The organism is Paenarthrobacter sp. NPDC092416 (assembly GCF_044755025.1).
Taxonomy (GTDB): domain Bacteria; phylum Actinomycetota; class Actinomycetes; order Actinomycetales; family Micrococcaceae; genus Arthrobacter.
The window spans coordinates 593,188-614,886 of record NZ_JBIVQG010000001.1; the positions used below are offsets into that span (position 1 = coordinate 593,188).

Below are 21,699 nucleotides of genomic sequence, written 5' to 3' on the forward strand. Positions count from 1 at the left end.
CACGTGACCCACGCCCTCCTGAGCTACCACGACGCCGTCCTTTACCGTTCCGGTGAACCGTATCGCATCCTTGCTGGAGCCATCCATTACTTCAGGGTGCACCCGGACCTGTGGCAGGACCGGCTGCGCCGCCTCAAGGCGATGGGCGCCAACACCGTGGACACGTACGTTGCGTGGAACTTCCACCAGCCTATGCCCCATGTGGCCCCGGATTTCACTGGATGGCGTGACGTGGGCAGGTTCATTGACCTCGCCGCGGAGGAGGGGCTGGACGTGATCGTGCGCCCCGGGCCCTACATTTGTGCCGAGTGGGACAACGGGGGGTTCCCGGCATGGCTGACCGGGATTCCCGGGATCGGGCTGCGGTGCATGGACCCGCAGTTCACGGCTGCGATCGAGGAATGGTTCGATCACCTGCTGCCGATTGTTGCCTCCCGGCAGGCTGCGGCCGGCGGCCCTGTCGTGGCCGTTCAGATCGAGAACGAATACGGCAGTTACGGCGATGACCACGATTACATTCGCTGGAACCGGCGCGTGTTGGAAGAGCGGGGTATCACCGAACTGCTCTTCACGGCCGACGGCGGCAATGATTACTTCCTCGACGGCGGATCAGTGGAAGGCACATGGGCGACGGCCACACTGGGGAGCCGTGGCGACGAAGCCATGGCAACCTGGCAGCGCCGCCGTCCAGACGAGCCGTTCTTCAACGTGGAATTCTGGGGCGGCTGGTTTGACCACTGGGGCGAACACCATCATCGCCGCGACGCCGAAGAAGCCGCGGCGGAAGCCCGCAAGATGCTCGATCTCGGCGGCTCGGTGTGTATCTACATGGCCCACGGCGGAACCAACTTTGGTCTTGGCTCGGGCAGCAACCACGACGGCAGCATGCTTCAGCCCACGGTCACGAGCTACGACTCCGACGCGCCCATTGCCGAAAATGGGGCGTTGACGTCCAAGTTCCACGCGCTCCGGAAGGAGTTCTTCCGGGCACAAGGCATTGCAGACGTTCCCGAACTGCCCGCCGATTTGCTTGCCGAAGCCCGGGTGCTGCCCGCCCAATCCCTTGCACTGTCTGCCGCCCCGGACCTGCTGAAACTGGTCCGCCAGGCGGGCCAGCCGGTTGGCAGCGTCAAGCCGCTGAGCTTCGAGGCCTTGGGGCTCGACGGCGGCATGGTCCTGTACGCCTCGGAGGCCATCCTGCCGGGACGTCCGGAGGCCCCCACCGAGGCTCGCTTGAAGATCACCGGCCTCAACGATCGCGCCTACGTCTGGGTCGATGGCACTTTCGCGGGCATCCTGGATGACGTGACGGGAGCTGAGGGGCTTGCCGTTACCGGGACCGGAGTTCCCGCGAAGCTCGAGATCCTGGTGGAGAACCTGGGCCGGATCAACTACGGCCCGCTAACAGGCCATGGCAAGGGGATCCTGGGCGGAGTCTTAATCAACCAGCGATACACCTTTCACTGGACCCAGACGCCGGTGGCTTTGGCCGACTGGACCTCCCAGGACCTTGCGGGCCTCGCCGGGGCGGACTTCGACGTCACGGAACCTGCGGATACATACATCGCCCTTCCTGATTCGGGGAAAGGGTTTGTTTGGCTCAACGGGTTCCTGCTGGGGCGCTATTGGAGCAAGGGGCCGCAAATCACGCTGTACGCGCCCGCTCCGCTGCTGCGAGCAGGCCGCAACACCATCAAGGTGCTTGAACTCGAGAAGGCGGGGACCGTCGTCGAACTTCGCGAAGCCTCGGACCTCGGCCCCGAAGAGCCGGGTCCGATCGCCGCGGCAGAACTTCCCTAGGGGCAAACGGGCTCCGAGTCCGGCAACTAAGCTGGCACCATGAGTCTGCAGTTCGATACCCGCCCTGCCGCCTACGCCGTCATCATCCAGGAAGGTGCCATTCTCCTGGCCTACTGGAAGCAGGACGGCAAGGAAGGCTGGACACTCCCCGGTGGTGGTTTGGACCTCGCTGAACATCCCGTAGACGGTTGTCGGCGGGAGGTTTTTGAGGAAACCGGCTACCAGGCCCGGATTGAGGGCATGCTGGGCATCGACGTCGGCCACTGGCCCGGTGAGTCCCGGCTGGACGGTTCCTTCCGGGACTTCCAAGCACTTCGCCTGGTCTATGAGGCCGCCATCGTTGGCGGTGACCTGACGCACGAGGTTGATGGCAGCACCACACACGCAGCGTGGATCCCGCTGGAGGAAGTGCCGGAGCTCAACCGGGTTTCGCTGGTGGATGCTGCCCTGCGGCTGCACCGTGAGCGCCCGGTGGACGGAAAGCTCGACTAAGCGGAAGCCGGATACCAAAAGACCTAGCCAAACCCGGCAGGTTTTGGTTACGCTGAACACCGTTGCCGGCTGAACAGCCGCCGGCCTGGATGCCAAGGAGGTGGATTTGATGATTGTCACGATCTTGCGCGCCCCGCTCTCAGTTGCGGCGCACCGTCATCACCCCACCATTCCTGTCCCGGCATCTGCCTGCCGTAACCAGCAAAAATAAGCGGCGCGGCGGCCGGGCCTCAGCAGAGGCTATCCATTGAACATTCACGCTTCCTCAAGCAACCCTTCAACTATTTTCGGCAACGATCTGTCCGGACCAACGGACTACGGCTTTACGCAACGCACCGCGGAACTCTTCCGCTCACATCGGGCCGCTGACATCGACCATCACCACAGCCCAGGCAGGGTAGTCCGGGTCGACAGGAACCGAGTGCTGGTCGCGGCGCAGAACGGCATGCTTCATCTCCCGTATCCAATGCAGGGTGAATTGCCCGCTACCGGTGACTGGGTGTGGCTCGGCCACAACAGCGCCGGGGAGTCCGCCGTCGTCGAGGTCCTTCCACGCTATTCGGCACTTAGCCGCAAAAGGGCGTTCGAAGCGTCGTCCGAGGAACAAGTCCTGGGCAGCAATATCGACATCGTGGCGGTGGTGGTTCCAGTAGACCGGCCGCTGACGCACAACCGGCTCGAACGCACTTTGGTGGCAGCCTGGGATTCAGGTGCGACGCCGTTGGTTGTCATCACCAAGGCGGACCTCGCGGACCTGGCGGACGACGTCGTTGGGGAAGTCATGCGGCAGGCCGCGGGCGTGGAGGTGGTCACCACGTCAGCCGAGCATGGCGATGGCCTCGACGAGTTGCTGCAGCACATTCCCGCAGGTTCAACACTCGTCTTTCTGGGGCCGTCGGGCGCCGGCAAATCGACGCTCATCAACGCACTTATCGGGCACGAAGTCCAACAAACCGGTGCCGTCCGCGCTGGTGATGGCAAAGGCAAGCACACCACCACCTCACGGGAGCTTGTTCCGTTGCCAGGTGGAGCGGTGCTGATGGACACTCCGGGTGTCCGTGGCTTTGGCCTGTTCGATGCGGACAACGGCATGGAGGAAATGTTCGGGGATCTGGACGAACTCTTCGCCCGGTGCCGCTTTGCTGACTGCGCCCATCAAGCAGAGCCGGGCTGCGCCGTGCAGGAGGCGTTGGCTGAGGAATCGTTGGATCCGCGACGGTGGGCGAGTTACCTCAAACTGCAGCGCGAGCTGGCGGCGCTCAACCGCAAACACGATGCCGCAGCGCGGCGCGCATATCAGCGGGAATGGCACCAGAAGGTGGTTTCAGCCGAGAGGGGACAACGTGCGGTCGAGCGGTACAAACATGACCAAGCCGAGGAGCGCGCTGCACGGAGCGGTAAACGCCGGAAACGGTGAACATTGCCGATTCATTACGGAATACGTGGCGTCGCTGACATCGTCGGTGGTGCTGGCTACGCTGGGTGAAGATCGGCTTTACAGCCAAAAATAAGAGTGCTTATGATCATTTGGCTCTACCGACCGACGTCGTCGACCACAGATAGGTAAGCCCGGGTATGGCTGAAGCCATGATTGAGTTCCAGAGCGTGACCAAGCAGTACCAGGGCGGGCAGCCGGCGGTCGACGCTCTCAGCATGTCCATCGACAAGGGCGCCATCACAGTCTTTGTCGGTCCGTCGGGCTGTGGAAAGACGACATCCTTGCGCATGATCAACCGGATGGTGGAGCCCAGCGCAGGCACCATCACTGTGGCGGGGGAGGACGTGTCCCAAGTTCCAGCCGCCCGGCTGCGCCGCTCCATGGGCTACGTCATGCAGTCGGCGGGTTTGCTTCCGCACCGGTCCGTTCTCGACAACATCGCCACCGTCCCGCGGCTCAACGGTGTTTCGAAGGCGGCGGCTCGGAAGCGCGCAGCGGAACTGCTCGACGTCGTTGGACTGGCTTCCGTCCTCGGCAAAAGGTATCCCTCGCAACTGTCAGGCGGCCAGCAGCAACGTGTAGGCGTTGCGCGCGCGCTCGCCGCAGATCCGCCCGTGCTGCTGATGGATGAACCCTTCAGCGCCGTGGACCCTGTAGTCCGGGACGAACTGCAGCAGGAGCTCTTACGCCTGCAGCGGGAACTGGCCAAGACGATAGTTTTCGTGACGCACGACATCGATGAAGCCACGGTCCTGGGCGACAAAGTGGCGGTGTTCGCCGTCGGCGGCAAACTGGCCCAGTACGCGGCCCCCGAAGAGATCCTTCGGGCACCGGCCAACGACTTCGTTGCCTCGTTCGTTGGCCGGGACCGGGGCTTCAGGCACTTGGCGTTCGACGTGGCAGACTCCGTCAGGCTGCACCCTGTCACCATGGTCAACGCCACCGAAGGCCGCCACGTCGGCGGCCACACGGGGGAGTGGGCTCTTGTTATCGATGAAGACTCCCGGCCGCTCGGCTGGTCGTCGCCCCGTGACGGAGCCGGCCTGATCCCTGGAGGCTCACTGTTCCGCAAGGGCGACACCTTGCGACGTGCGCTGGACGCAGCGCTGTCGTCGCCGTCGGGGCTCGGAGTTGCCATCGACGACGACGGTCGCGTCGCCGGAGTATTGAAAGGCGCGGAAGTCCTGGCCCTCATTGAGGAAGCCCGACACCACCGGGAGGACGCCACCTGATGGAATGGTTCCTCGCGAACACCGGCCTGATTTTGGGGCTCGCAAGCCAGCACCTGGTGCTGGCTGTGATCCCCATGCTGCTCGGCTTGCTTATTTCGATCCCGCTTGCCCAAGTGGCCCGTCGAAACGCAACGCTGAGATCAGTGGTGGCCACTGCAACGTCTCTGCTCTACACCATTCCCTCCTTGGCTTTGTTCATCATCCTGCCGTCGATCCTCGGAACCCGGATCCTCGATCCGCTCAATGTGGTGGTGGCGTTGACGATCTACGCTGTTGCATTGCTGGTGCGGGCGGCGATGGACGCATTCGACTCCGTGGATGACAACCTCCGCAATGCTGCCGTGGCCATGGGCTTCAAGCCTCTGGCCAGGTTTTTCCAGGTTGACCTGCCGCTTTCCCTGCCAGTGCTCTTCGCAGGGCTCCGCGTGGTGTCGGTCAGCAACATTTCCCTGGTCAGCGTTGCGGCTCTTTTGGGGGTTGGCAACCTCGGGATCCTGTTCACGGATGGCCTCCAGCGAACCTTCATCACAGAGGTAGTCGTCGGCATCATTGCCATCCTTGTGCTGGCCCTGCTCATGGACGCGATCCTGGTAGTCCTGGAGCGACTCCTAACGCCGTGGACCCGCGCAGTGGGCGGAGCCGGCAAAGGCGAACGCAAGAACGGCACCGCACTGCTGACCGAACCGAAGTCAGGACCGGCGGTCCACCACGGTGCAGTCCGTCCAGATCCGGGGGCGCCGGCATGAGCAACGTTTTCACGGATACCATCGCTTGGCTCACCGATCCCACACATTGGACCGGCAGTGGCGGCATTCCCACGCGACTGGCTGAGCACCTCCAATACAGTGGCTTGGTCTTGGTCATCGCGGCTGCCATCGCCGTGCCGGCCGGCCTCTACATCGGGCACACCGGCCGGGGGCGTGTGGTAGCAGTGGCAGTCGCCGGTGCTTTGCGCGCGCTGCCCACGCTGGGCCTCCTGGTCCTCTTTGCCCTGTTGGCGGGCACCGGCCTGATGCCACCCGTCTGGGCATTGGTGATCCTGACGGTTCCCCCACTCCTCGCCGGTACCTATGCAGGGATCTCCAGCGTCGATGCCGCCGTAGTTGACGGCGCCCGGTCGGTGGGAATGACCGAACTGCAGATCCTGTTCCGCGTGGAGCTGCCCAACGGCCTTCAGGTCATGTTTGGCGGCATTCGGACCGCTGTCCTTCAGGTCATTGCCACGGTTTCGGTGGTTGCCTACTTGCCCCTCGGCGGTTTGGGACGCTACTTGTTCGACGGCCTGGTCCTCCAGGACTTTCCGAGGATGCTCGGTGGTTCGCTGTTGATTGCCGCCCTTGCCATCGCTGTGGACCTCATCCTTGCCGGTATCCAGAGGCTGGTCCTCTCGCCCGGTCTCACGCTCGATTCCAGCGGCAGCCATAAGGCCGCCGACGATCTCACAGCCGCTGCACCAGCCGGGGCTGCCGTTCAAGGAGGTACACCATGAAGAACCCCGTCCCCATGACCCTTACGCGCCGTGGACTTGGCGGCCTGGCTGCCGGCCTGGGTGTGGCCCTCGCGTTGAGCGCGTGCGGTGGAAGTCCGCTCGCCACGCCGTCGACGTCGGCAACCACCGGTGCCGGAGGCTCACTTGTAGTGGGTTCTGCCGACTTCCCGGAAAGCCAGGTCATCGCGGAGGTTTATGCCGGGGCACTCAATGCCGCAGGCGTCACAGCGACCACCAAGCCCAACATCGGCTCGCGCGAGATCTACTTCAAGGCAGTGCAGGACGGTTCCATAGACCTCGTCCCGGACTACTCCGGGAACCTGCTCTCCTACGTTGATACAGAGGCAACCGAGGTTTCGGCCGAGGACGTTTACAAGGCTCTCCCGGGCAAGCTTCCTGAGGGGCTGGCGGTCTTGGAGCCGGCCAAGGCGGAGTCCAAGGACGCCATGGTGGTCACCAAGGCCACGGCCGAAAAGTACCAGCTGAAGTCCATTGAGGACCTCGCCAAGGTGTGCAAGGACTTCACCATGGCCGCACCGGCCACGTTCGAGACCCGGGCTTACGGTTTCCCGGGCCTCAAGAAGAACTACAACTGCGAGCTCAAGGGACTGCAGCCCTTCAATGACGGCGGCGGCAACCTGACTCTCCAGGCACTGCTGGAAGACAAGGTTCAGGTCGCTGACATCTACACCACCACGCCGTCCATTGCGGACAACGACCTCGTGGTGCTCGAGGACCCGAAGAACAACTTCAAGGCACAGCAGGTACTGCCGCTTTACAGCAAGGCCAAGATGACGGACAAGGCCAAGGAAGCACTTAACAACGTGTCCAAGATTCTGACCACTGACGATCTGATCAACCTCAACCGGGCCGTCAGCGGGGACCAGAAGCAGAGCCCCAAGGATGCTGCTGCCGCTTGGCTGAAGGACAAGGGCATCGTCAAGTAGTACAGGACGAAAACCGCGCACGACGGCGGTGATGGGCCCGCGCGGGTCCGTCACCGCCGTCGTCGTATATGTGAGTTAAGTCTCAGCTGAAGTCCATCACCCGTGTGGCATATTTGATGAATGGCGAAATTCAAGCAGTCCACCAAGCTTCATAATGTCCTCTACGACATCCGTGGACCGATTCTTCAGGCAGCCCAGCAAATGGAGGCGGAGGGTCACCGGATCCTCAAACTGAACATCGGAAACCCGGCCCCTTTTGGCTTTGAAGCGCCTGACGCCATCTTGGTGGACATGATCCGCCACCTGCCACACGCCCAGGGATACAGCGATTCCCGCGGTATTTTCTCTGCCCGGACAGCTGTTTCGCAGTACTACCAGACGCGCGGCATCCAGAACATCCACGTTGACGACATCTACCTCGGCAACGGCGTCAGCGAGCTCATCACCATGTCCCTCATGGCCCTCCTGGAGGACGGCGACGAAGTCCTGATTCCCACGCCGGACTATCCTCTCTGGACTGCTTCAGTCGCCTTGGCCGGCGGCCGCCCCGTCCACTACCTCTGCGATGAAGAATCCGGATGGCAGCCCGATCTTGAGGACATGGAAGCCAAGATCACGCCCCGCACCAAGGGCATCGTGGTCATTAACCCGAACAACCCCACGGGCGCCGTCTACCCGGAAGAGACGCTCAAGAAGATTGTGGCGCTGGCTGAAAAGCACGGCCTGGTCCTGTTCGCGGATGAAATCTACGAGAAGATCCTCTACGAAGACGCCGTTCACGTAAACCTCGCCGGGCTGACCGGTGACGACGTCCTGTGCCTGACCTTCAGTGGTCTCTCCAAGGCGTACCGGGTGTGTGGTTACCGTGCTGGATGGATGGCCATTTCCGGACCCAAGAAGGACGCTGCGGACTACCTTGAGGGCATCAACCTCCTGGCCAACATGCGGCTTTGTGCCAATGTTCCCGCCCAACATGCCATCCAAACGGCACTGGGCGGATACCAAAGCATCAACGACCTCATCCTGCCCGGCGGGAGGCTGCTCGAACAGCGCAACAAGGCCTATGACCTCCTCAATGCCATCCCCGGCGTCAGCACACAGCAAGCCAGGGGAGCGCTCTACCTGTTCCCGAAGCTCGACCCCGAGGTTTACCACATCAGGGATGACGAAAAGTTTGTCCTGGACCTGCTGAAGGAGCAGAAGATCCTGGTGTCCCACGGCCGTGCTTTCAACTGGGTGCGCCCCGACCACTTCCGCATGGTGACGCTGCCCAACGTCAAGGACATCGAAGAAGCAATTGGCCGCATGGCGGACTTCCTGGGGAAGTACCCCGGCAACTAGCCTGAGGTTCATGGCTGTGCCAACAAGGCGCAGCCCGGCAGAAAGGCAAGCCATGGCCGTTGCAGTGGAGTTCGCCAAGAGTCCGGCCGCGGTGCTGGCTGTGGGGTCGGGGTTTTCCCTGGTAGACGTTGATCCCGCATCCACACCCGGCTACTCAGGAGCCAAGGCGGACGGCCAGGCCTTGTTGGTGACCCAGGACGCGAGGCTCAAGGAGTTGCAGGAGAAGCTCTTCGCCGAGGGAAAATTCGGCAGCAACAAGCGCCTCCTGCTGATCCTTCAGGCCATGGACACGGCCGGCAAAGGCGGCATCGTCAGCCACGTCGTCGGTGCCATGGACCCGCAAGGTGTTCAACTGGCGGCGTTCAAGGCGCCCACGGATGAGGAGAAGTCCCACGACTTCCTCTGGAGGATTGAGAAGCAGGCGCCGGCGGCAGGCATGGTGGGCGTCTTCGACCGTTCGCATTACGAGGACGTCCTCATTCACCGCGTCCACGGATGGGCGGATGCCGATGAGTTGGAGCGACGCTATGCGGCCATCAACGATTTCGAGGCGCGCCTTGCCGAGCAGGGGACCGCAATCGTCAAGGTGATGCTCAACATCAGTCGTAACGAACAAAAGAAGCGGTTGATTGCACGCTTGGACGACCCCAGCAAGCACTGGAAGTACAGCCGGACCGACCTCAAGGAACGCGCGTTCTGGGGCGACTATATGGACGCATACGGTGCCGCGTTCCGGAAGACTTCTACGGAGATCGCGCCGTGGCATGTCGTTCCCGCCAATAAGAAGTGGTACGCGCGGATCGCGGTTCAGCAGTTGCTGCTGGAGGCCCTGGATCGCATGGCGCTGGCCTGGCCAAAAGCCGATTTCGACGTCGCCGCGGAGCGCGGACTGGTTGCGGACTCCTAGGTTTCCGCGAATCGAGAGCTATTGCGCTTCAGTGCTTCCGTTGGTGTCGTTGGTCTCGTTGGTGGCTCCGTGAGCGGTGGCCAGGCGTTTGCGGGCGCCCTCCAACCATTCCTCGCAACGCTTGGCCAAAGCCTCACCGCGTTCCCACAGGGCCAGGGACTCTTCCAGGCTGGCCCCTCCGGCTTCAAGCCTGCCCACGACGGCCACCAGCTGTTCGCGGGCGTCTTCGTAGCTGAGGGAATCCAATGACTCCGGTGATTCCTGGGATGCGTTGTTTGTGGTCATAAGGCGATCCTCTTTTTCGTGAAGTGAGTGCCGGAATGTTCGTGGAGTGGGTGCCCTGCTGTTCGGCATGGGCTGGCAGGCTGACTGCCATGGAGTCAGTGTTCGCTGAGTTGCCCTTGGCCGCGTGAAATGGCTGCGAACCGGCCTTCTGCGACCCGGATGGCCAACCCGGTGCCCTCCGGTGCCTGCTCCGGACTGCCGACAACGGTGTGCCCCGCCCCGTCAGCACCGACGAGTTGGACAACGGCATAGCCTCGATCCAATGTTTTCTGAGGTGACAGTGCCCTCACCTGGGCGCGGAGGTGGTGGACTTGGTCCAAAGCGCGTACCACTGCTGTACTCACGGCCGCGTGGGCTCGCTTCCGGAGCCGGCCGATATCTTCGGATCTCAGCGCAACCATGGACTCCGGCGCGGCAAGGACGGGCCGGGACCTGAGGGCATGGAGTCGGTCTGATTCACGGTCCACCAACCTGCCGATGGACCTGCGCAGGTGGTCCCGTGCTTGGCGGACCATGGCCAGTTCCTCGGCAACGTCTGGAACGATCCGCTTGGCGGCATCCGTGGGTGTCGAAGCGCGGAGGTCCGCGACATCGTCCAGGATGGGGCGGTCCGCTTCGTGGCCGATGGCGCTGACCACAGGCGTGGTGGCGGCTGACACAGCTCTGACCAGTTCTTCATTGCTGAACGGCAAGAGGTCTTCCAGCGCTCCGCCTCCGCGGGCAAGGACGATCACGTCCACGTGCGGATCCGCATCGAGCTGCTTCAGTGCGGCAATGATTTGCGAGACTGCGGTGTTGCCTTGGACGGCTACTTCGCGGACATCGAACTCCACTGCGGGCCAGCGTAACGCAGCGTTGCGCAGGATGTCTTTCTTGGCGTCGGAGTCACGGCCGGTCACGAGGCCGATGCGGTGGGGGAGAAGTGGCAGCTTGCGCTTCCGGGAATCGGCAAAGAGGCCCTCGGCTGCCAAGGCCTGCCGGAGCCGCTCGATCCGGGCCAGCAGGTCTCCCAAACCAACAGGCCGAATGTCCTTCACCGACATGTTGAGCCGCCCGGTCTTCACCCAAAAGTCAGCCTTGACCAGGGCTACAACTCTTGAGCCGCGCTCCAGAGGGATCTTTTGACGGTCGAGGACAGTGGACCATACCGATGCCGGCAGGGAGATTTCGGCATCGACGTCCCGCAAGGTAAGGAACGCGTTGCCGCCTCGCCGGTTCAATTCAATGACTTGGCCCTCGATCCAAGCCGCCGGTGCCCGCTCAATGTGGGCCTTGAGCTTGCGGGACAGCAGCTGCAGCGGCCAGGGATTGTCCGGGCTTGTCTCGGCCGCGGTTCCCGGCAGCGTCGATTCCGGTATGGCGTCAGCTGCCATGGCTTGACCGTGTTTGTACCTGCATGTCTCTGTCCTCGCTAGCGGTGCGGCCAGCGGGTCCCCGGCCGGCCTTCCAACTCTATCCATAGCTTTAGCACCGGGCCCTGACTTTTTCCTTATCCTGTGGATACACCTAGGGTTAAGGCATAGCCCCCGACTCCGAGGATGACTTTTGCGATCGTTTGTCTCAGCAGTAGCAGTCCTCCTGGCAATACTGCTGACGGCTGTCGCCGTTCCTGCTGCCTGGGTGGATCTGAACGTCGTGAAAGAAGACGGCTTCGTTCGCTTGGCCGGTGCTTTGGGGGAGGACCCCGATTTCCAAAGTCGCCTGGCCGTTGCGGCCGTGGGCTCGTTCGAAGCCAACGTTGACCTTCCCGAACCGGTGAGGAATCTGGCGTCGGACGCACTAAAGGGCGCTGCCACGGGGATGCAATCGTGGACCGACTACCCCCAGGCGTGGGAGGAAACCGTCCGGAGCAGCCACAAGCTCAACTTCAGTGTTGGGCAGCAAGCAGAAGAAGCGGTAACACCCACGTCCCTGCTCCTCGATATCGGGCCGCTGGTCCGGCTGATTCGAGACCACTTCGCCTCAGCCACAGGGCTGCGCATCGATGTGCCGGCAGAATCCTTGGTGTCTTTGGGCGAGCCTTCACACCGCCAACTCGTCGAGCGCGTCGCAGCCTTTGCTCCGCTGTGGTGGATTCCAGCCCTTGGCGCCTGCGTGTCCGTTCTCCTCGCTCTTGCGGCCGCCCGGCGTCGTCCTGCGGTAGTGCTGTTTCTGGGTGTCGGCGGGGCAGCTCTTGCTGCCCTGTGGACCGCTGCTTCGGCTTTGGCCGGTGGGTTGGTGGGGAACATCGCCAGTGCCAACAGCGTGGCCGAGCTCTTCAAGCAGGAATTCCTGGACGCAGCGAGGTCTGGTTTTGGCGAATGGATCACGGTTGCCGCGATGTGTTCAGGCGCGCTGGCTGTGGTTGGCATCATTGGTCTCCTGGTGACCTCCCGGCGAAGCCCGGGTCTGTCAACGGCGTCAGGCCGTGCCGGTAGCATGGAAGGATGACCAGCACAGCAGTTTCCATTCCGATGCCCACCGTTCCCCGGAGGCGGCGTTCTCCGGAAGAGGTGCTGGCGGCGGCACCCGTCGCCGGCCCCAAGAAGGTTCTGCTTGCGGCCCCACGCGGCTATTGTGCTGGTGTTGACCGGGCCGTCATTGCTGTCGAAAAGGCCTTGGAGCACTACGGCCCGCCCGTTTACGTCCGCAAGCAGATTGTCCACAACGTCCACGTGGTCAGCTCACTTGAGGAAAAGGGCGCCATTTTCGTCGAAGAAACAGACGAGGTTCCTGAAGGCGCCTTGGTGATCTTCTCGGCCCACGGCGTTTCGCCGGCAGTGGTCCAGTCGGCAGAAGACCGCGGCCTGCGCACGATCGACGCCACGTGTCCGCTCGTCACCAAGGTTCACCGCGAAGCCGTACGGTTCGCCAAGGAGGACTACGACATCCTGCTCATTGGCCATGAAGGCCACGAGGAAGTCGAAGGAACTGCGGGCGAGGCCCCTGACCACATCCAGATCATCAATGGCCCGCACGAGGTCGACAAGGTCACCGTCCGCAACCCGGAAAAGACCATTTGGTTGTCCCAGACCACGCTAAGCGTCGACGAGACCATGGAAACGGTCCGCTTGCTCAAAGATCGTTTCCCCACGCTGCAGGATCCGCCCAGCGATGACATTTGCTATGCCACCACCAACAGGCAGGTGGCCATCAAGAAGATCGCCCCGCAGGCCGACTTGGTCATCGTTGTGGGCTCGGCGAATTCTTCCAACTCCGTGCGCCTTGTGGAGGTAGCCCTGGAGTACGGCGCCAGGACGTCGTACCGCGTGGACTTTGCCAACGAGGTTGACGAGCGGTGGTTTGAAGGTGTTGCTACGGTGGGCGTAACCTCCGGTGCTTCAGTTCCGGAAGTACTGGTTCAGGACGTGTTGCGACTTCTGGCAGACTACGGCTACGGCGAAGTTCAGGAAGTGGTCACGGCCGAGGAGGACCTCCTGTTCTCTCTCCCGAAGGAACTACGTGCCACCCTCAAGGAGGCGGGCGATGTGACCCGCGCACTTGGTGGCCGTGGGAACCGCCCCACGTCCTAGCAATGATTTTCCGTTGGTGACCCGTACTGTGGCGTTCTGGAAAGAACCCCACAGTACGGGTCACCTTTCGGTTAGGCTGCCGACTCCTGGTCTTCGTCCGATTCGCGTTCATCAGCGGAGACTGGAAGGCCATTCTGAATATCGCGGGTTTCGAAAGCGAGCAGTTCTGGTGCTGCCAGTGAGCGCGGAACAGCTTCCACTGACAAGGGCGCCGACAGACCGGCGTCGTCCATGGAATTCAGCTTCCGCGCCGTTGGCAGAACCCGGGCCTCCAGCGTTCCCACCATCGCGTTGTAGCGGTCAACCGATGTCTTCAGCGAACTTCCAAGCTTTCCAACATTCTCGCCAAGCGTGCCCATGCGTTCGTATAGCTGTTTGGCGAGCTCGAACAATTCATGCGCGCTGTCCGTCAGGACATCCTGGCGCCAAGTGAACGCAACAGACTTGAGGACCGCCAGCAACGTCCCGGGGGAAGCCAAGACCACGTTCTTGGACAGGGCGTGCTCCAGCAACGCGGGGTCGGCTTCGAGAGCCGCAGCCAGGATGGATTCTGCCGGCAGGAAGCAAATGACCAGCTCAGGAGAGTTGCCGGGGATGTCCCAGTACTTCTTGGCACCGAGGGCATCGATGTGCGCCTTGAGGGCTTTGGCGTGCTGGGTCAGCAGTGATTTGGCGTCCTGGTTGCCGCTGGGCGCCAGCGAATCACCGAGAGATCCCTCCCCATGGTGCTGTTCCTGCGCCGAAAGGTATGCGGACAGCGGGACCTTGGCATCGACCACCAGTTGCTTCCCGCCTGGAAGTTGGACGACAAGGTCCGGACGCAGGGTGTTCTCGGTACGGCCCGAGTGCACCTGCTCGTGGAAGTCAACGTGGCGGAGCATGCCGGAGGCTTCCACTACCCGGCGCAGCTGGACTTCGCCCCACTGGCCACGGGCACTGTTGGAGCGCAAGGCAGATGCCAAGGCGTGCGTGGAACGCAGCAGCTGTTCATCCGACAACCGGGCATCCTGTAGTTGTTGGGCAAGCTGGCCGTATTGCTCCACCCGGTCACGCTCCAACAGGGAGACCTGCTGTTGCACAGCGGTCAGCTTCTCCGCCACAGGGCCCAAGGCACGCAGTACGCTGCCATCGGAGTTCCTTGCCTCGCTCAGCTCTCGATTCTGCGAGAACAAGAGGCGTCGTTCGGCGTCGGCAGCTGCAAGCTGGGCGGTCACCTCCGAGAGCCGCGACGAAACGGCGTCGAAGTCCTCTTCCAAGCCGGCGCCCCGGCGTCGGAAGACAACGTAGCCGGCGGCGAGGCCGACGGCCGCGCCGATCAGAAGCATGAGCAGTGACAATACGAATCCAAATCCATCCATGCGGAAACCTTGTCATAGGGGTACGACAGTTTTAGGCACGCAAGCAGGGTCGCTTGTCGGTCGGCCCTTGCGGACAAGCGTTTCAAGGGCTTCAACGGGTAGAATCAATGCTCGTGGCTCTTACTATTGGCATCGTCGGACTGCCCAACGTCGGCAAATCAACTCTTTTCAACGCACTGACCCGCAACCAGGTGCTCGCCGCGAACTATCCGTTCGCAACGATCGAGCCAAATGTCGGTGTGGTCAACCTGCCGGATCCCCGTCTGGCGAAGCTGGCGGAGATCTTCGGTTCGCAGCGCCTGCTGCCCGCCCCGGTGTCCTTTGTGGATATCGCCGGGATCGTGAAAGGGGCATCCGAGGGTGAAGGCCTGGGCAACAAGTTCCTCGCGAATATCCGCGAGGCCGAGGCGATCGCACAGGTTGTTCGGGTCTTTGATGATCCGGATGTGATCCACGTGGACGGCAAGGTTGACCCGAGCTCCGATATGGAGACCATCAACACCGAACTGATCCTGGCCGATCTCCAGACCATCGAAAACGCTATCCCGCGTATCGAAAAAGAAGTCAAGATCAAGAAGCGCGAAGCTGCGGAGCTCGCCGCGATCAAGGCTGCCCAAGCGGTACTGGAACGCGGCGACACGATCTTCTCCTCGATCAAGAGCGACAAGTTGGAGATGGCCCATCTCAAGGAGTTGGGTCTTCTTACCGCCAAACCCTTCATCTATGTCTTCAACGCGGATGAAGGAATTCTTGGAGATCCGGCGAAGCAGGACGAGCTGCGGGCCTTGGTTTCCCCGGCCGACGCCATCTTCCTTGATGCCAAGCTGGAATCCGACCTCGTTGAACTGGACGAGGAAGAAGCCCGCGAGATGCTGGAAATGAACGGTCAGACCGAATCCGGCCTTGACCAGTTGGCGCGCGTTGGTTTCCACACCCTCGGCTTGCAGACTTATTTGACCGCCGGCCCCAAGGAAACCCGCGCCTGGACCATCCGTCAGGGCGACACCGCGCCCCAGGCCGCAGGCGTGATCCACTCCGACTTCCAGCGTGGCTTCATCAAGGCCGAGGTGGTCTCTTTCGACGACCTCATTGAAGCCGGCTCCATGTCCGAGGCCAAGTCGCGCGGCAAGGTCCGCATTGAAGGCAAGGAATACGTCATGGCCGACGGCGATGTGGTGGAGTTCCGCTTCAACGTGTAGTCCCTGAAATTATTGAGAGCCCCGGTTCACTCGAACCGGGGCTCTTTTTTGTGCCAAAAACGTCCTGTCCTGCTGTCAGACAGCGAATATTACCACCGAGTAGCGTTTGACTTGAAATTCCCGCCGTTTTAGGCATCTAGAGGTTGCGGAACGGTTACAGTTTGGTGGCCGAGTCCCATTATCCGGACGCAATGTGTGTAGGCTTACACACACATGTAGGCAACGTCACAGTAGGAATCTGTGCCTATGCCTTGGGGGCAATCACGAATTTCCCCTGATCACTCCACGACTCATAGGAGGCGGAATGCGTTTCTCGCGCACTTCCAAAGCTCTAGGCCTGGCGGCGATCGTCGCTCTGGCGGTGACCGGCTGCGGCGGCGGCTCCGGCACCAACACGAACAGCTCAGCCGCAAGCGATCCGAACAAGGTCATCAGCGCATACAGCAACGAACCGCAGAACCCGCTGCTGCCGGCCAACACCAATGAGGTGTACGGCGGCCGCGTTGTGGAGCTGCTGTTCGAAGGCCTGCGTGCCTACGACGCAACCGGCAAGCCGGTCAATGCCTTGGCCGAGTCGATCGAGACCACCGACTCGCAGAACTGGACCATTAAGGTCAAGTCCGGAGCCAAGTTCACCAACGGCGAGGCCATTACGGCAAAGACGTTCGTTGACTCCTGGAACTTCGCTGCCTTGAGCACTAATCTCCAGAACAACGGCTTCTTCTTCGAATCCATCGAGGGCTACGCCGATGTCAGCGCAGTGACCGAAACTACGGGTGCTGATGGCAAGAAGACCTCCACCCCGGCCCCCACCGCACAGACGATGTCCGGCCTTTCCGCTACGGACGAGCAGACCATCTCGGTCAAGCTGTCCCAGCCGGAAGCCGACTGGTCGCTGCGCCTTGGCTACTCGGCGTTCTTCCCGCTTCCGTCCGAGGCCATCAAGGACCCGAAGAAGTTTGGTGAGAACCCGGTTGGCAACGGCCCGTACAAGTTCGAAAAGGAAGGTGCCTGGGTACACGACCAGTCCATCTCTCTGGTCAAGAACCCTGACTACAGCGGCCCGCGCGCAGCCAAGAACGGCGGCGTGACCTTCAAGTTCTACACCGACCCGGGCCCGGCATATACCGACCTGCAGGGTGACAACCTGGACGTTACCGACGTCATCCCGTCGAACGCGCTGAAGACCTACGTCACGGAGTTCCCGGACCGCAACGCCACCAAGCCGGTTGCAACCAACTCCACGCTGAACATCCCGGGCTACAACCCGAACTTCCAGGGTGAGGCCGGCAAGCTCCGTCGCCAGGCCCTTTCCTACGCGATCAACCGCGAAGAAATCGCCAAGGTTGTATTCAACGGCACGCGTACGCCGTCCAAGGCATTCGCACCGCCGGTCATTGAGGGCTTCAAGGAAGACCTCAAGGGCAGCGAAGTACTCAAGTTCGATGCCGCCAAGGCCAAGGATCTTTGGACCCAGGCTGAAGCCATCAAGCCGTACGACGCTTCCAAGCCGCTGCTGATCGCCTCCAATACCGACGGCGGCAACAAGGAATGGATCGAAGCTGTTGCCAACGGCTTCAAGAACAACCTCGGCATCGAGTCTGAAATCCAGCCGTTCGCCAAGTTCGCAGAGGTCTTGGACCTCCGCAAGTCCCAGTCCCTCCCGGGTCTGTCCCGTGCAGGCTGGCAGGGTGACTACCCGTCGCTCTACAACTTCCTGGGTCCGGTTTGGGCAACCAACGCTTCCTCCAACTACGAGAAGTACACGAACCCCGAGTTCGACAAGCTTCTGAAGGAAGGCCTGGCCGCCAAGACCACTGAAGAGGCCAACGCCAAGTTCAACCAGGCACAGGAGATCCTGTTCGCGGATCTTCCGGGTCTGCCCTTGTGGGATCAGGCACGCGCCATTGTGTGGAGCAACAACGTCATCAAGGCCGAAACCGGCTGGAACGGCGGAATCCTCTACTACAACATCGAGGCCAAGTAACCCGCAGGAACTGAACTTGCCATGAGGTATTTGGGGGCCCGGCTTGGCGCCGGGCCCCCATTTGCCTGTCGTGGCAGGAAGGCACACATGACTCTCCATCGCACAACCAGCGGAAAGAGGTGACCCTGTGGTTCGCTACATACTCCGTAGACTCCTTCAGGTGATCCCCGTGTTCCTCGGGACCACGCTCCTTGTTTACTACATGGTCTTCGCCCTGCCCGGCGATCCCATCGCCGCGCTCTTCGGCGACCGTCAGCCTCCCCAAAGCGTTATCGACGCGCTGCGCGCCCAGTACAACCTGGACCAGCCCTTCTGGGTCCAGTACGGAATCTTCCTGAAGAACCTCGTGACGTTCAACCTCGGCGTCGACTTCACCCAGCAGCCCATTGCCGCAGCCCTTGGCCGTGCATTCCCGGTCACCGCCATGCTGGCGATCGAGGCGATCATCATCCAGGCCGTTTTCGGTGTCGCCTTCGGCGTCTTCGCCGGCCTGCGCAAGGGCAAGCTCTTTGACTCCACGGTTTTGGTCACCTCCCTGGTGGTTATCGCCGTCCCCACCTTCGTTCTGGGCTTCGTCTTCCAGCTCGTTTTCGGCGTCCAGCTCGGCTGGGCCAAGCCGACTGTCGGCGGCAATGCGGACTGGGGCAACCTGATCCTCCCCGCTGTCGTGCTGGGCATGGTCTCGTTCGCCTACGTGCTCCGCCTCACCCGGGCTTCGGTCATCGAAAACATGAATGCGGACTACGTCCGGACAGCCACAGCCAAGGGCCTTTCACGCCCCCGCGTTGTACTGGCGCACATTCTTCGCAACTCCATGATCCCCGTGGTGACGTACCTCGGTGCCAACCTTGGCGGTCTCATGGGTGGCGCCATCGTCACCGAGGGGATCTTCAACGTCCCGGGCATCGGCAACAAGCTCTACCAGGCCGTGTTGCGCGGCGAAGGCCCCACGGTCGTTGCGATCGTCAGCGTCCTGGTGCTGGTTTTCGTTGCCGCCAATCTGCTTGTCGACCTTCTGTACGCCTGGCTCGACCCGAGGATCCGTTATGACCAGTAATACTGAACACTTCGTCGCCCCTGTAGATGAAACGCCGCTTCAGGTCACCGACTCCGTCAAGACGGACCAAGCACCGGTCAGCCTGTGGACAGACGCGTGGCGGAAGCTTCGCCGCCGGCCCATGTTCATCGTGTCCTCGGTGTTGATCCTGCTGTTGACGTTCGTGGCTCTGTTCCCCGGCGTATTCACCAGCGTGGCCCCCAACAACGACTGCCAGCTGGCAAACTCGGAGGCCGGGCCGACTGCCGGGCACCCCTTCGGGTTCACCCTGCAAGGCTGCGATATCTATTCCCGCGTGATCCACGGTACGCAGGCATCCCTGTCTGTCGGCATTCTGTCCGTGGTGTGCGTCCTGGTTATCGGCGTCACCCTGGGTGCCTTGGCAGGTTACTACGGCGGCTGGCTGGACGCTGTCCTTGCGCGCCTTGGCGACATCTTCTTCGCTCTGCCGCTGATCCTTGGTGCACTCGTCATCACCCAGCTTCCCCTGTTCCGCGAAAACCGGAGCGTGTGGACGGTGGTCCTTGTGATATCCCTGTTGGCCTGGCCGCAGATGGCCCGCATTACCCGTGGTGCCGTCATCGAAGTGCGCAATGCCGACTTCGTCACGGCAGCCCGGTCGTTGGGTGTCTCCAAATTCGGTGCACTGGTCCGTCACGCGCTGCCCAACGCCTTGGCACCGGTCATCGTGCTGGCAACGCTCGAGCTGGGCGTCTTCATCGTCGCCGAAGCCACGCTGTCCTTTCTGGGCATTGGCCTCCCGCCGGGAACCATGTCGTGGGGCAACGACATCGCCGGGGCGCAAGCCTCGATCCGAACCAATCCGGCCATCCTGCTCTACCCGGCAGCTGCCCTGTCCATTACCGTCCTGAGCTTCATCATGCTTGGCGACGCCGTCCGCGATGCTCTTGATCCCAAGAGCCGTCAGCGCTAAGGAGGCGAACATGACTTCTGCCAACATCAGAATCGATGAAGCCACAGCACCGGTACGGCCAATCCTGGAGATCAAGGACCTGGCCATTACGTTCAAGACCGGCTCCGGCGAAGTGAAGGCCGTCAAGAACGCCCACCTCACCATCATGCCCGGCGAGACGGTCGCCATCGTGGGCGAGTCCGGTTCGGGAAAGTCGACGACGGCTCTCGCCGCAATCGGTCTGCTCCCCAACAATGGACGCGTCTCGGGCGGCCAGATCCTGCTGGACGGCGAAGACATCGCCGGCGCCCCGGAAAAGCGCATGATCGAACTGCGTGGCAGCCACATCGGTATGGTTCCGCAGGACCCGATGTCCAACCTCAACCCGGTCTGGAAGATCGGCTACCAGGTTCGCGAGACTCTGAAAGCCAACGGACGCCCAGACGGTCCGGAGGATGTGGCGCGTGTCCTTGCTGAGGCTGGCCTTCCGGATGCCGCACGCCGTGCAAAGCAGTACCCGCACGAGTTCTCCGGCGGTATGCGCCAGCGGGCGCTGATCGCCATTGGCTTGAGCTGCCAACCCAAGTTGCTGATCGCGGACGAGCCCACGTCCGCCCTTGACGTGACGGTTCAGCGAAGGATCCTGGACCACTTGGACAAGATGACCACGGAGCTTGGCACCTCGGTGCTGCTCATCACCCACGACCTCGGCCTTGCGGCTGAACGCGCGGACAAAGTGGTGGTCATGTACCAGGGCAACGTGGTGGAAGCCGGGCCGTCGCTGGAACTGCTTCGCAACCCGCAGCACCCGTACACCAGGAGGCTCGTGGAGTCAGCGCCTTCGCTGGCATCACGCCGCATTCAGGTAGCCAAGGAACAAGGTGTCGAGGCGGGGGATTTGCTGGCCCCCGTAGCCGCTGCCAAAGACCGTGCGCAGGATGAGGTGCTGCAGATCCGGAATCTCCGCAAGATCTATAAGCTGCGCCAGGGGCTGGGCCAAACAACAGACTTCGCCGCTGTTGATGACGTCAGCTTCAGCGTCAAGCGTGGAACCACCACGGCCATTGTGGGTGAATCCGGCTCCGGTAAGTCCACTGTGGCAAAGATGGTTCTTCAGCTCGAGAAGCCGACCGAGGGCCAGATCCTCTTCGACGGCATTGACACTGCGGGCCTGAAATCCCGGGAGCTGTTCAAGTTCCGGCGCCGAGTACAGCCGATTTTCCAGGACCCTTATGGTTCTTTGGATCCGATGTACAACATCTTCCGGACCATCGAAGAGCCCCTGCGGGTTCACAAGATCGGAAATGCGGCCAGCCGTGAGAAGAAGGTCCGTGAGTTGTTGGATCAAGTGGCCTTGCCACAGTCCACCATGCAGCGGTACCCCAACGAGCTCTCTGGCGGGCAGCGCCAGCGCATTGCCATAGCCCGTGCGCTCGCCTTGGACCCGGAAGTCATCATTTGTGATGAAGCCGTTTCTGCGCTGGATGTCCTGGTTCAGGCCCAGGTGCTGACCCTCTTGGCAGATCTGCAGGATAACCTCGGCTTGACCTACTTGTTCATCACGCACGACCTCGCCGTAGTGCGCCAGATCGCAGACCACGTTTGCGTCATGGAGAAGGGCAAGCTCGTTGAAACGGGCAGCACCGACGATGTCTTCGAGAACCCGCGGCAGGCCTACACGCAGGCTCTCTTGGACGCTATACCGGGTGGCTCGCTGTTGTTGCCACCCGCGGTGGCATAAC

Annotated in this window: 19 protein-coding genes; 16 read left to right on the forward strand and 3 right to left on the reverse strand. The window is 62.0% G+C overall.

The features are described from left to right. Positions 1 to 3: 3 nt before the first annotated feature. The 9 genes from ACIQC5_RS02650 to ACIQC5_RS02690 all read left to right on the forward strand — a co-directional run bounded on the left by ACIQC5_RS02650 (position 4) and on the right by ACIQC5_RS02690 (position 9,646). Positions 4 to 1,800, forward strand: a complete 1,797-nt coding sequence (locus ACIQC5_RS02650) for a beta-galactosidase family protein (protein WP_400278202.1) — start codon at positions 4 to 6, stop codon at positions 1,798 to 1,800. A gap of 39 nt (positions 1,801 to 1,839) precedes the next feature. Then, on the forward strand, positions 1,840 to 2,292 hold the full coding sequence (locus ACIQC5_RS02655) for an NUDIX hydrolase (RefSeq protein ID WP_400278203.1): 453 nt from the start codon (positions 1,840 to 1,842) through the stop codon (positions 2,290 to 2,292). Between the two features lie 247 nt (positions 2,293 to 2,539). Then, positions 2,540 to 3,709 (forward strand): ribosome small subunit-dependent GTPase A, encoded by a 1,170-nt coding sequence (rsgA, locus tag ACIQC5_RS02660; RefSeq protein WP_400278205.1) that lies wholly within the window; start codon positions 2,540 to 2,542, stop codon positions 3,707 to 3,709. A 158-nt stretch (positions 3,710 to 3,867) separates the two neighbouring features. Further along, a complete protein-coding gene (locus ACIQC5_RS02665; protein WP_400278207.1) occupies positions 3,868 to 4,962 on the forward strand; it encodes an ABC transporter ATP-binding protein in 1,095 nt (364 codons plus the stop codon). Beyond that, a complete protein-coding gene (locus ACIQC5_RS02670; RefSeq protein ID WP_400278208.1) occupies positions 4,962 to 5,708 on the forward strand; it encodes an ABC transporter permease in 747 nt (248 codons plus the stop codon). The genes ACIQC5_RS02665 and ACIQC5_RS02670 overlap by 1 nt, the downstream gene beginning before the upstream one ends. Further along, positions 5,705 to 6,451, forward strand: coding sequence for an ABC transporter permease (locus tag ACIQC5_RS02675; protein ID WP_400278210.1), 747 nt, complete (start codon positions 5,705 to 5,707; stop codon positions 6,449 to 6,451). Before ACIQC5_RS02670 ends, ACIQC5_RS02675 begins: the two co-directional genes overlap by 4 nt. Then, complete coding sequence (locus tag ACIQC5_RS02680) at positions 6,448 to 7,398, forward strand: ABC transporter substrate-binding protein (RefSeq protein WP_400278211.1); 951 nt, start codon at positions 6,448 to 6,450, stop codon at positions 7,396 to 7,398. Before ACIQC5_RS02675 ends, ACIQC5_RS02680 begins: the two co-directional genes overlap by 4 nt. 120 nt (positions 7,399 to 7,518) lie before the next feature. Next, positions 7,519 to 8,739, forward strand: a complete 1,221-nt coding sequence (locus ACIQC5_RS02685) for a pyridoxal phosphate-dependent aminotransferase (protein WP_400278212.1) — start codon at positions 7,519 to 7,521, stop codon at positions 8,737 to 8,739. Positions 8,740 to 8,791: 52 nt separating this feature from the next. After that, positions 8,792 to 9,646, forward strand: coding sequence for a polyphosphate kinase 2 family protein (locus ACIQC5_RS02690; protein ID WP_400278685.1), 855 nt, complete (start codon positions 8,792 to 8,794; stop codon positions 9,644 to 9,646). A gap of 18 nt (positions 9,647 to 9,664) precedes the next feature. Here ACIQC5_RS02690 and ACIQC5_RS02695 read toward each other — a convergent pair whose 3' ends face one another. Next, on the reverse strand, positions 9,665 to 9,931 hold the full coding sequence (locus tag ACIQC5_RS02695; protein WP_400278214.1) for an exodeoxyribonuclease VII small subunit: 267 nt from the start codon (positions 9,929 to 9,931) through the stop codon (positions 9,665 to 9,667). A gap of 95 nt (positions 9,932 to 10,026) precedes the next feature. Beyond that, complete coding sequence (gene xseA, locus ACIQC5_RS02700) at positions 10,027 to 11,304, reverse strand: exodeoxyribonuclease VII large subunit (RefSeq protein WP_400278215.1); 1,278 nt, start codon at positions 11,302 to 11,304, stop codon at positions 10,027 to 10,029. 172 nt (positions 11,305 to 11,476) lie between these two features. Between xseA and ACIQC5_RS02705 the strand changes: the two genes are divergently transcribed. Then, complete coding sequence (locus tag ACIQC5_RS02705; RefSeq protein ID WP_400278217.1) at positions 11,477 to 12,361, forward strand: hypothetical protein; 885 nt, start codon at positions 11,477 to 11,479, stop codon at positions 12,359 to 12,361. Further along, entirely contained in the window at positions 12,358 to 13,443 is a 1,086-nt protein-coding gene (locus ACIQC5_RS02710) for a 4-hydroxy-3-methylbut-2-enyl diphosphate reductase (RefSeq protein WP_400278218.1), read from the forward strand. Before ACIQC5_RS02705 ends, ACIQC5_RS02710 begins: the two co-directional genes overlap by 4 nt. 71 nt (positions 13,444 to 13,514) lie before the next feature. On the opposite strand, the gene ACIQC5_RS02715 is transcribed toward ACIQC5_RS02710, so the two are convergent. Next, positions 13,515 to 14,801 carry a DNA recombination protein RmuC gene (locus tag ACIQC5_RS02715; protein ID WP_400278219.1) on the reverse strand — a complete coding sequence of 429 codons (1,287 nt, stop codon included), beginning with the start codon at positions 14,799 to 14,801 and terminating at the stop codon, positions 13,515 to 13,517. A gap of 113 nt (positions 14,802 to 14,914) precedes the next feature. Here ACIQC5_RS02715 and ychF point away from each other — a divergent pair, with 113 nt between their 5' ends. The 5 genes from ychF (at position 14,915) to ACIQC5_RS02740 (ending at position 21,698) form a co-directional block, all read left to right on the forward strand. After that, a complete protein-coding gene (gene ychF / locus ACIQC5_RS02720) occupies positions 14,915 to 16,000 on the forward strand; it encodes a redox-regulated ATPase YchF (RefSeq protein ID WP_400278221.1) in 1,086 nt (361 codons plus the stop codon). A 304-nt stretch (positions 16,001 to 16,304) separates the two neighbouring features. Beyond that, positions 16,305 to 17,987: an ABC transporter substrate-binding protein gene (locus ACIQC5_RS02725; RefSeq protein WP_400278223.1), complete on the forward strand. Its 1,683-nt coding sequence runs from the start codon at positions 16,305 to 16,307 to the stop codon at positions 17,985 to 17,987. 127 nt (positions 17,988 to 18,114) lie between these two features. Beyond that, positions 18,115 to 19,044 (forward strand): ABC transporter permease, encoded by a 930-nt coding sequence (locus ACIQC5_RS02730; protein ID WP_400278225.1) that lies wholly within the window; start codon positions 18,115 to 18,117, stop codon positions 19,042 to 19,044. Further along, positions 19,034 to 19,978 (forward strand): ABC transporter permease, encoded by a 945-nt coding sequence (locus ACIQC5_RS02735; protein ID WP_400278227.1) that lies wholly within the window; start codon positions 19,034 to 19,036, stop codon positions 19,976 to 19,978. The genes ACIQC5_RS02730 and ACIQC5_RS02735 overlap by 11 nt, the downstream gene beginning before the upstream one ends. Before the next feature lie 10 nt (positions 19,979 to 19,988). Further along, positions 19,989 to 21,698, forward strand: coding sequence for a dipeptide ABC transporter ATP-binding protein (locus tag ACIQC5_RS02740; protein WP_400278229.1), 1,710 nt, complete (start codon positions 19,989 to 19,991; stop codon positions 21,696 to 21,698). Position 21,699: the final 1 nt, after the last annotated feature.

Excerpts from the sequence above, each read along its gene's own strand:
- ACIQC5_RS02680 (WP_400278211.1), top strand. The coding sequence starts at position 6,448 with ATGAAGAACCCCGTCCCCATGACCCTTACGCGCCGTGGACTTGGCGGC.
- ACIQC5_RS02735 (WP_400278227.1), top strand. The coding sequence starts at position 19,034 with ATGACCAGTAATACTGAACACTTCGTCGCCCCTGTAGATGAAACGCCG.
- ACIQC5_RS02725 (WP_400278223.1), top strand. The coding sequence starts at position 16,305 with ATGCGTTTCTCGCGCACTTCCAAAGCTCTAGGCCTGGCGGCGATCGTC.
- ACIQC5_RS02665 (WP_400278207.1), top strand. The coding sequence starts at position 3,868 with ATGGCTGAAGCCATGATTGAGTTCCAGAGCGTGACCAAGCAGTACCAG.
- ACIQC5_RS02710 (WP_400278218.1), top strand. The coding sequence starts at position 12,358 with ATGACCAGCACAGCAGTTTCCATTCCGATGCCCACCGTTCCCCGGAGG.
- ACIQC5_RS02695 (WP_400278214.1), bottom strand. The coding sequence starts at position 9,931 with ATGACCACAAACAACGCATCCCAGGAATCACCGGAGTCATTGGATTCC.
- ACIQC5_RS02685 (WP_400278212.1), top strand. The coding sequence starts at position 7,519 with ATGGCGAAATTCAAGCAGTCCACCAAGCTTCATAATGTCCTCTACGAC.
- ACIQC5_RS02740 (WP_400278229.1), top strand. The coding sequence starts at position 19,989 with ATGACTTCTGCCAACATCAGAATCGATGAAGCCACAGCACCGGTACGG.
- ACIQC5_RS02690 (WP_400278685.1), top strand. The coding sequence starts at position 8,792 with ATGGCCGTTGCAGTGGAGTTCGCCAAGAGTCCGGCCGCGGTGCTGGCT.
- ACIQC5_RS02655 (WP_400278203.1), top strand. The coding sequence starts at position 1,840 with ATGAGTCTGCAGTTCGATACCCGCCCTGCCGCCTACGCCGTCATCATC.
- ACIQC5_RS02715 (WP_400278219.1), bottom strand. The coding sequence starts at position 14,801 with ATGGATGGATTTGGATTCGTATTGTCACTGCTCATGCTTCTGATCGGC.
- ACIQC5_RS02670 (WP_400278208.1), top strand. The coding sequence starts at position 4,962 with ATGGAATGGTTCCTCGCGAACACCGGCCTGATTTTGGGGCTCGCAAGC.
- ACIQC5_RS02675 (WP_400278210.1), top strand. The coding sequence starts at position 5,705 with ATGAGCAACGTTTTCACGGATACCATCGCTTGGCTCACCGATCCCACA.
- xseA (WP_400278215.1), bottom strand. The coding sequence starts at position 11,304 with ATGGCAGCTGACGCCATACCGGAATCGACGCTGCCGGGAACCGCGGCC.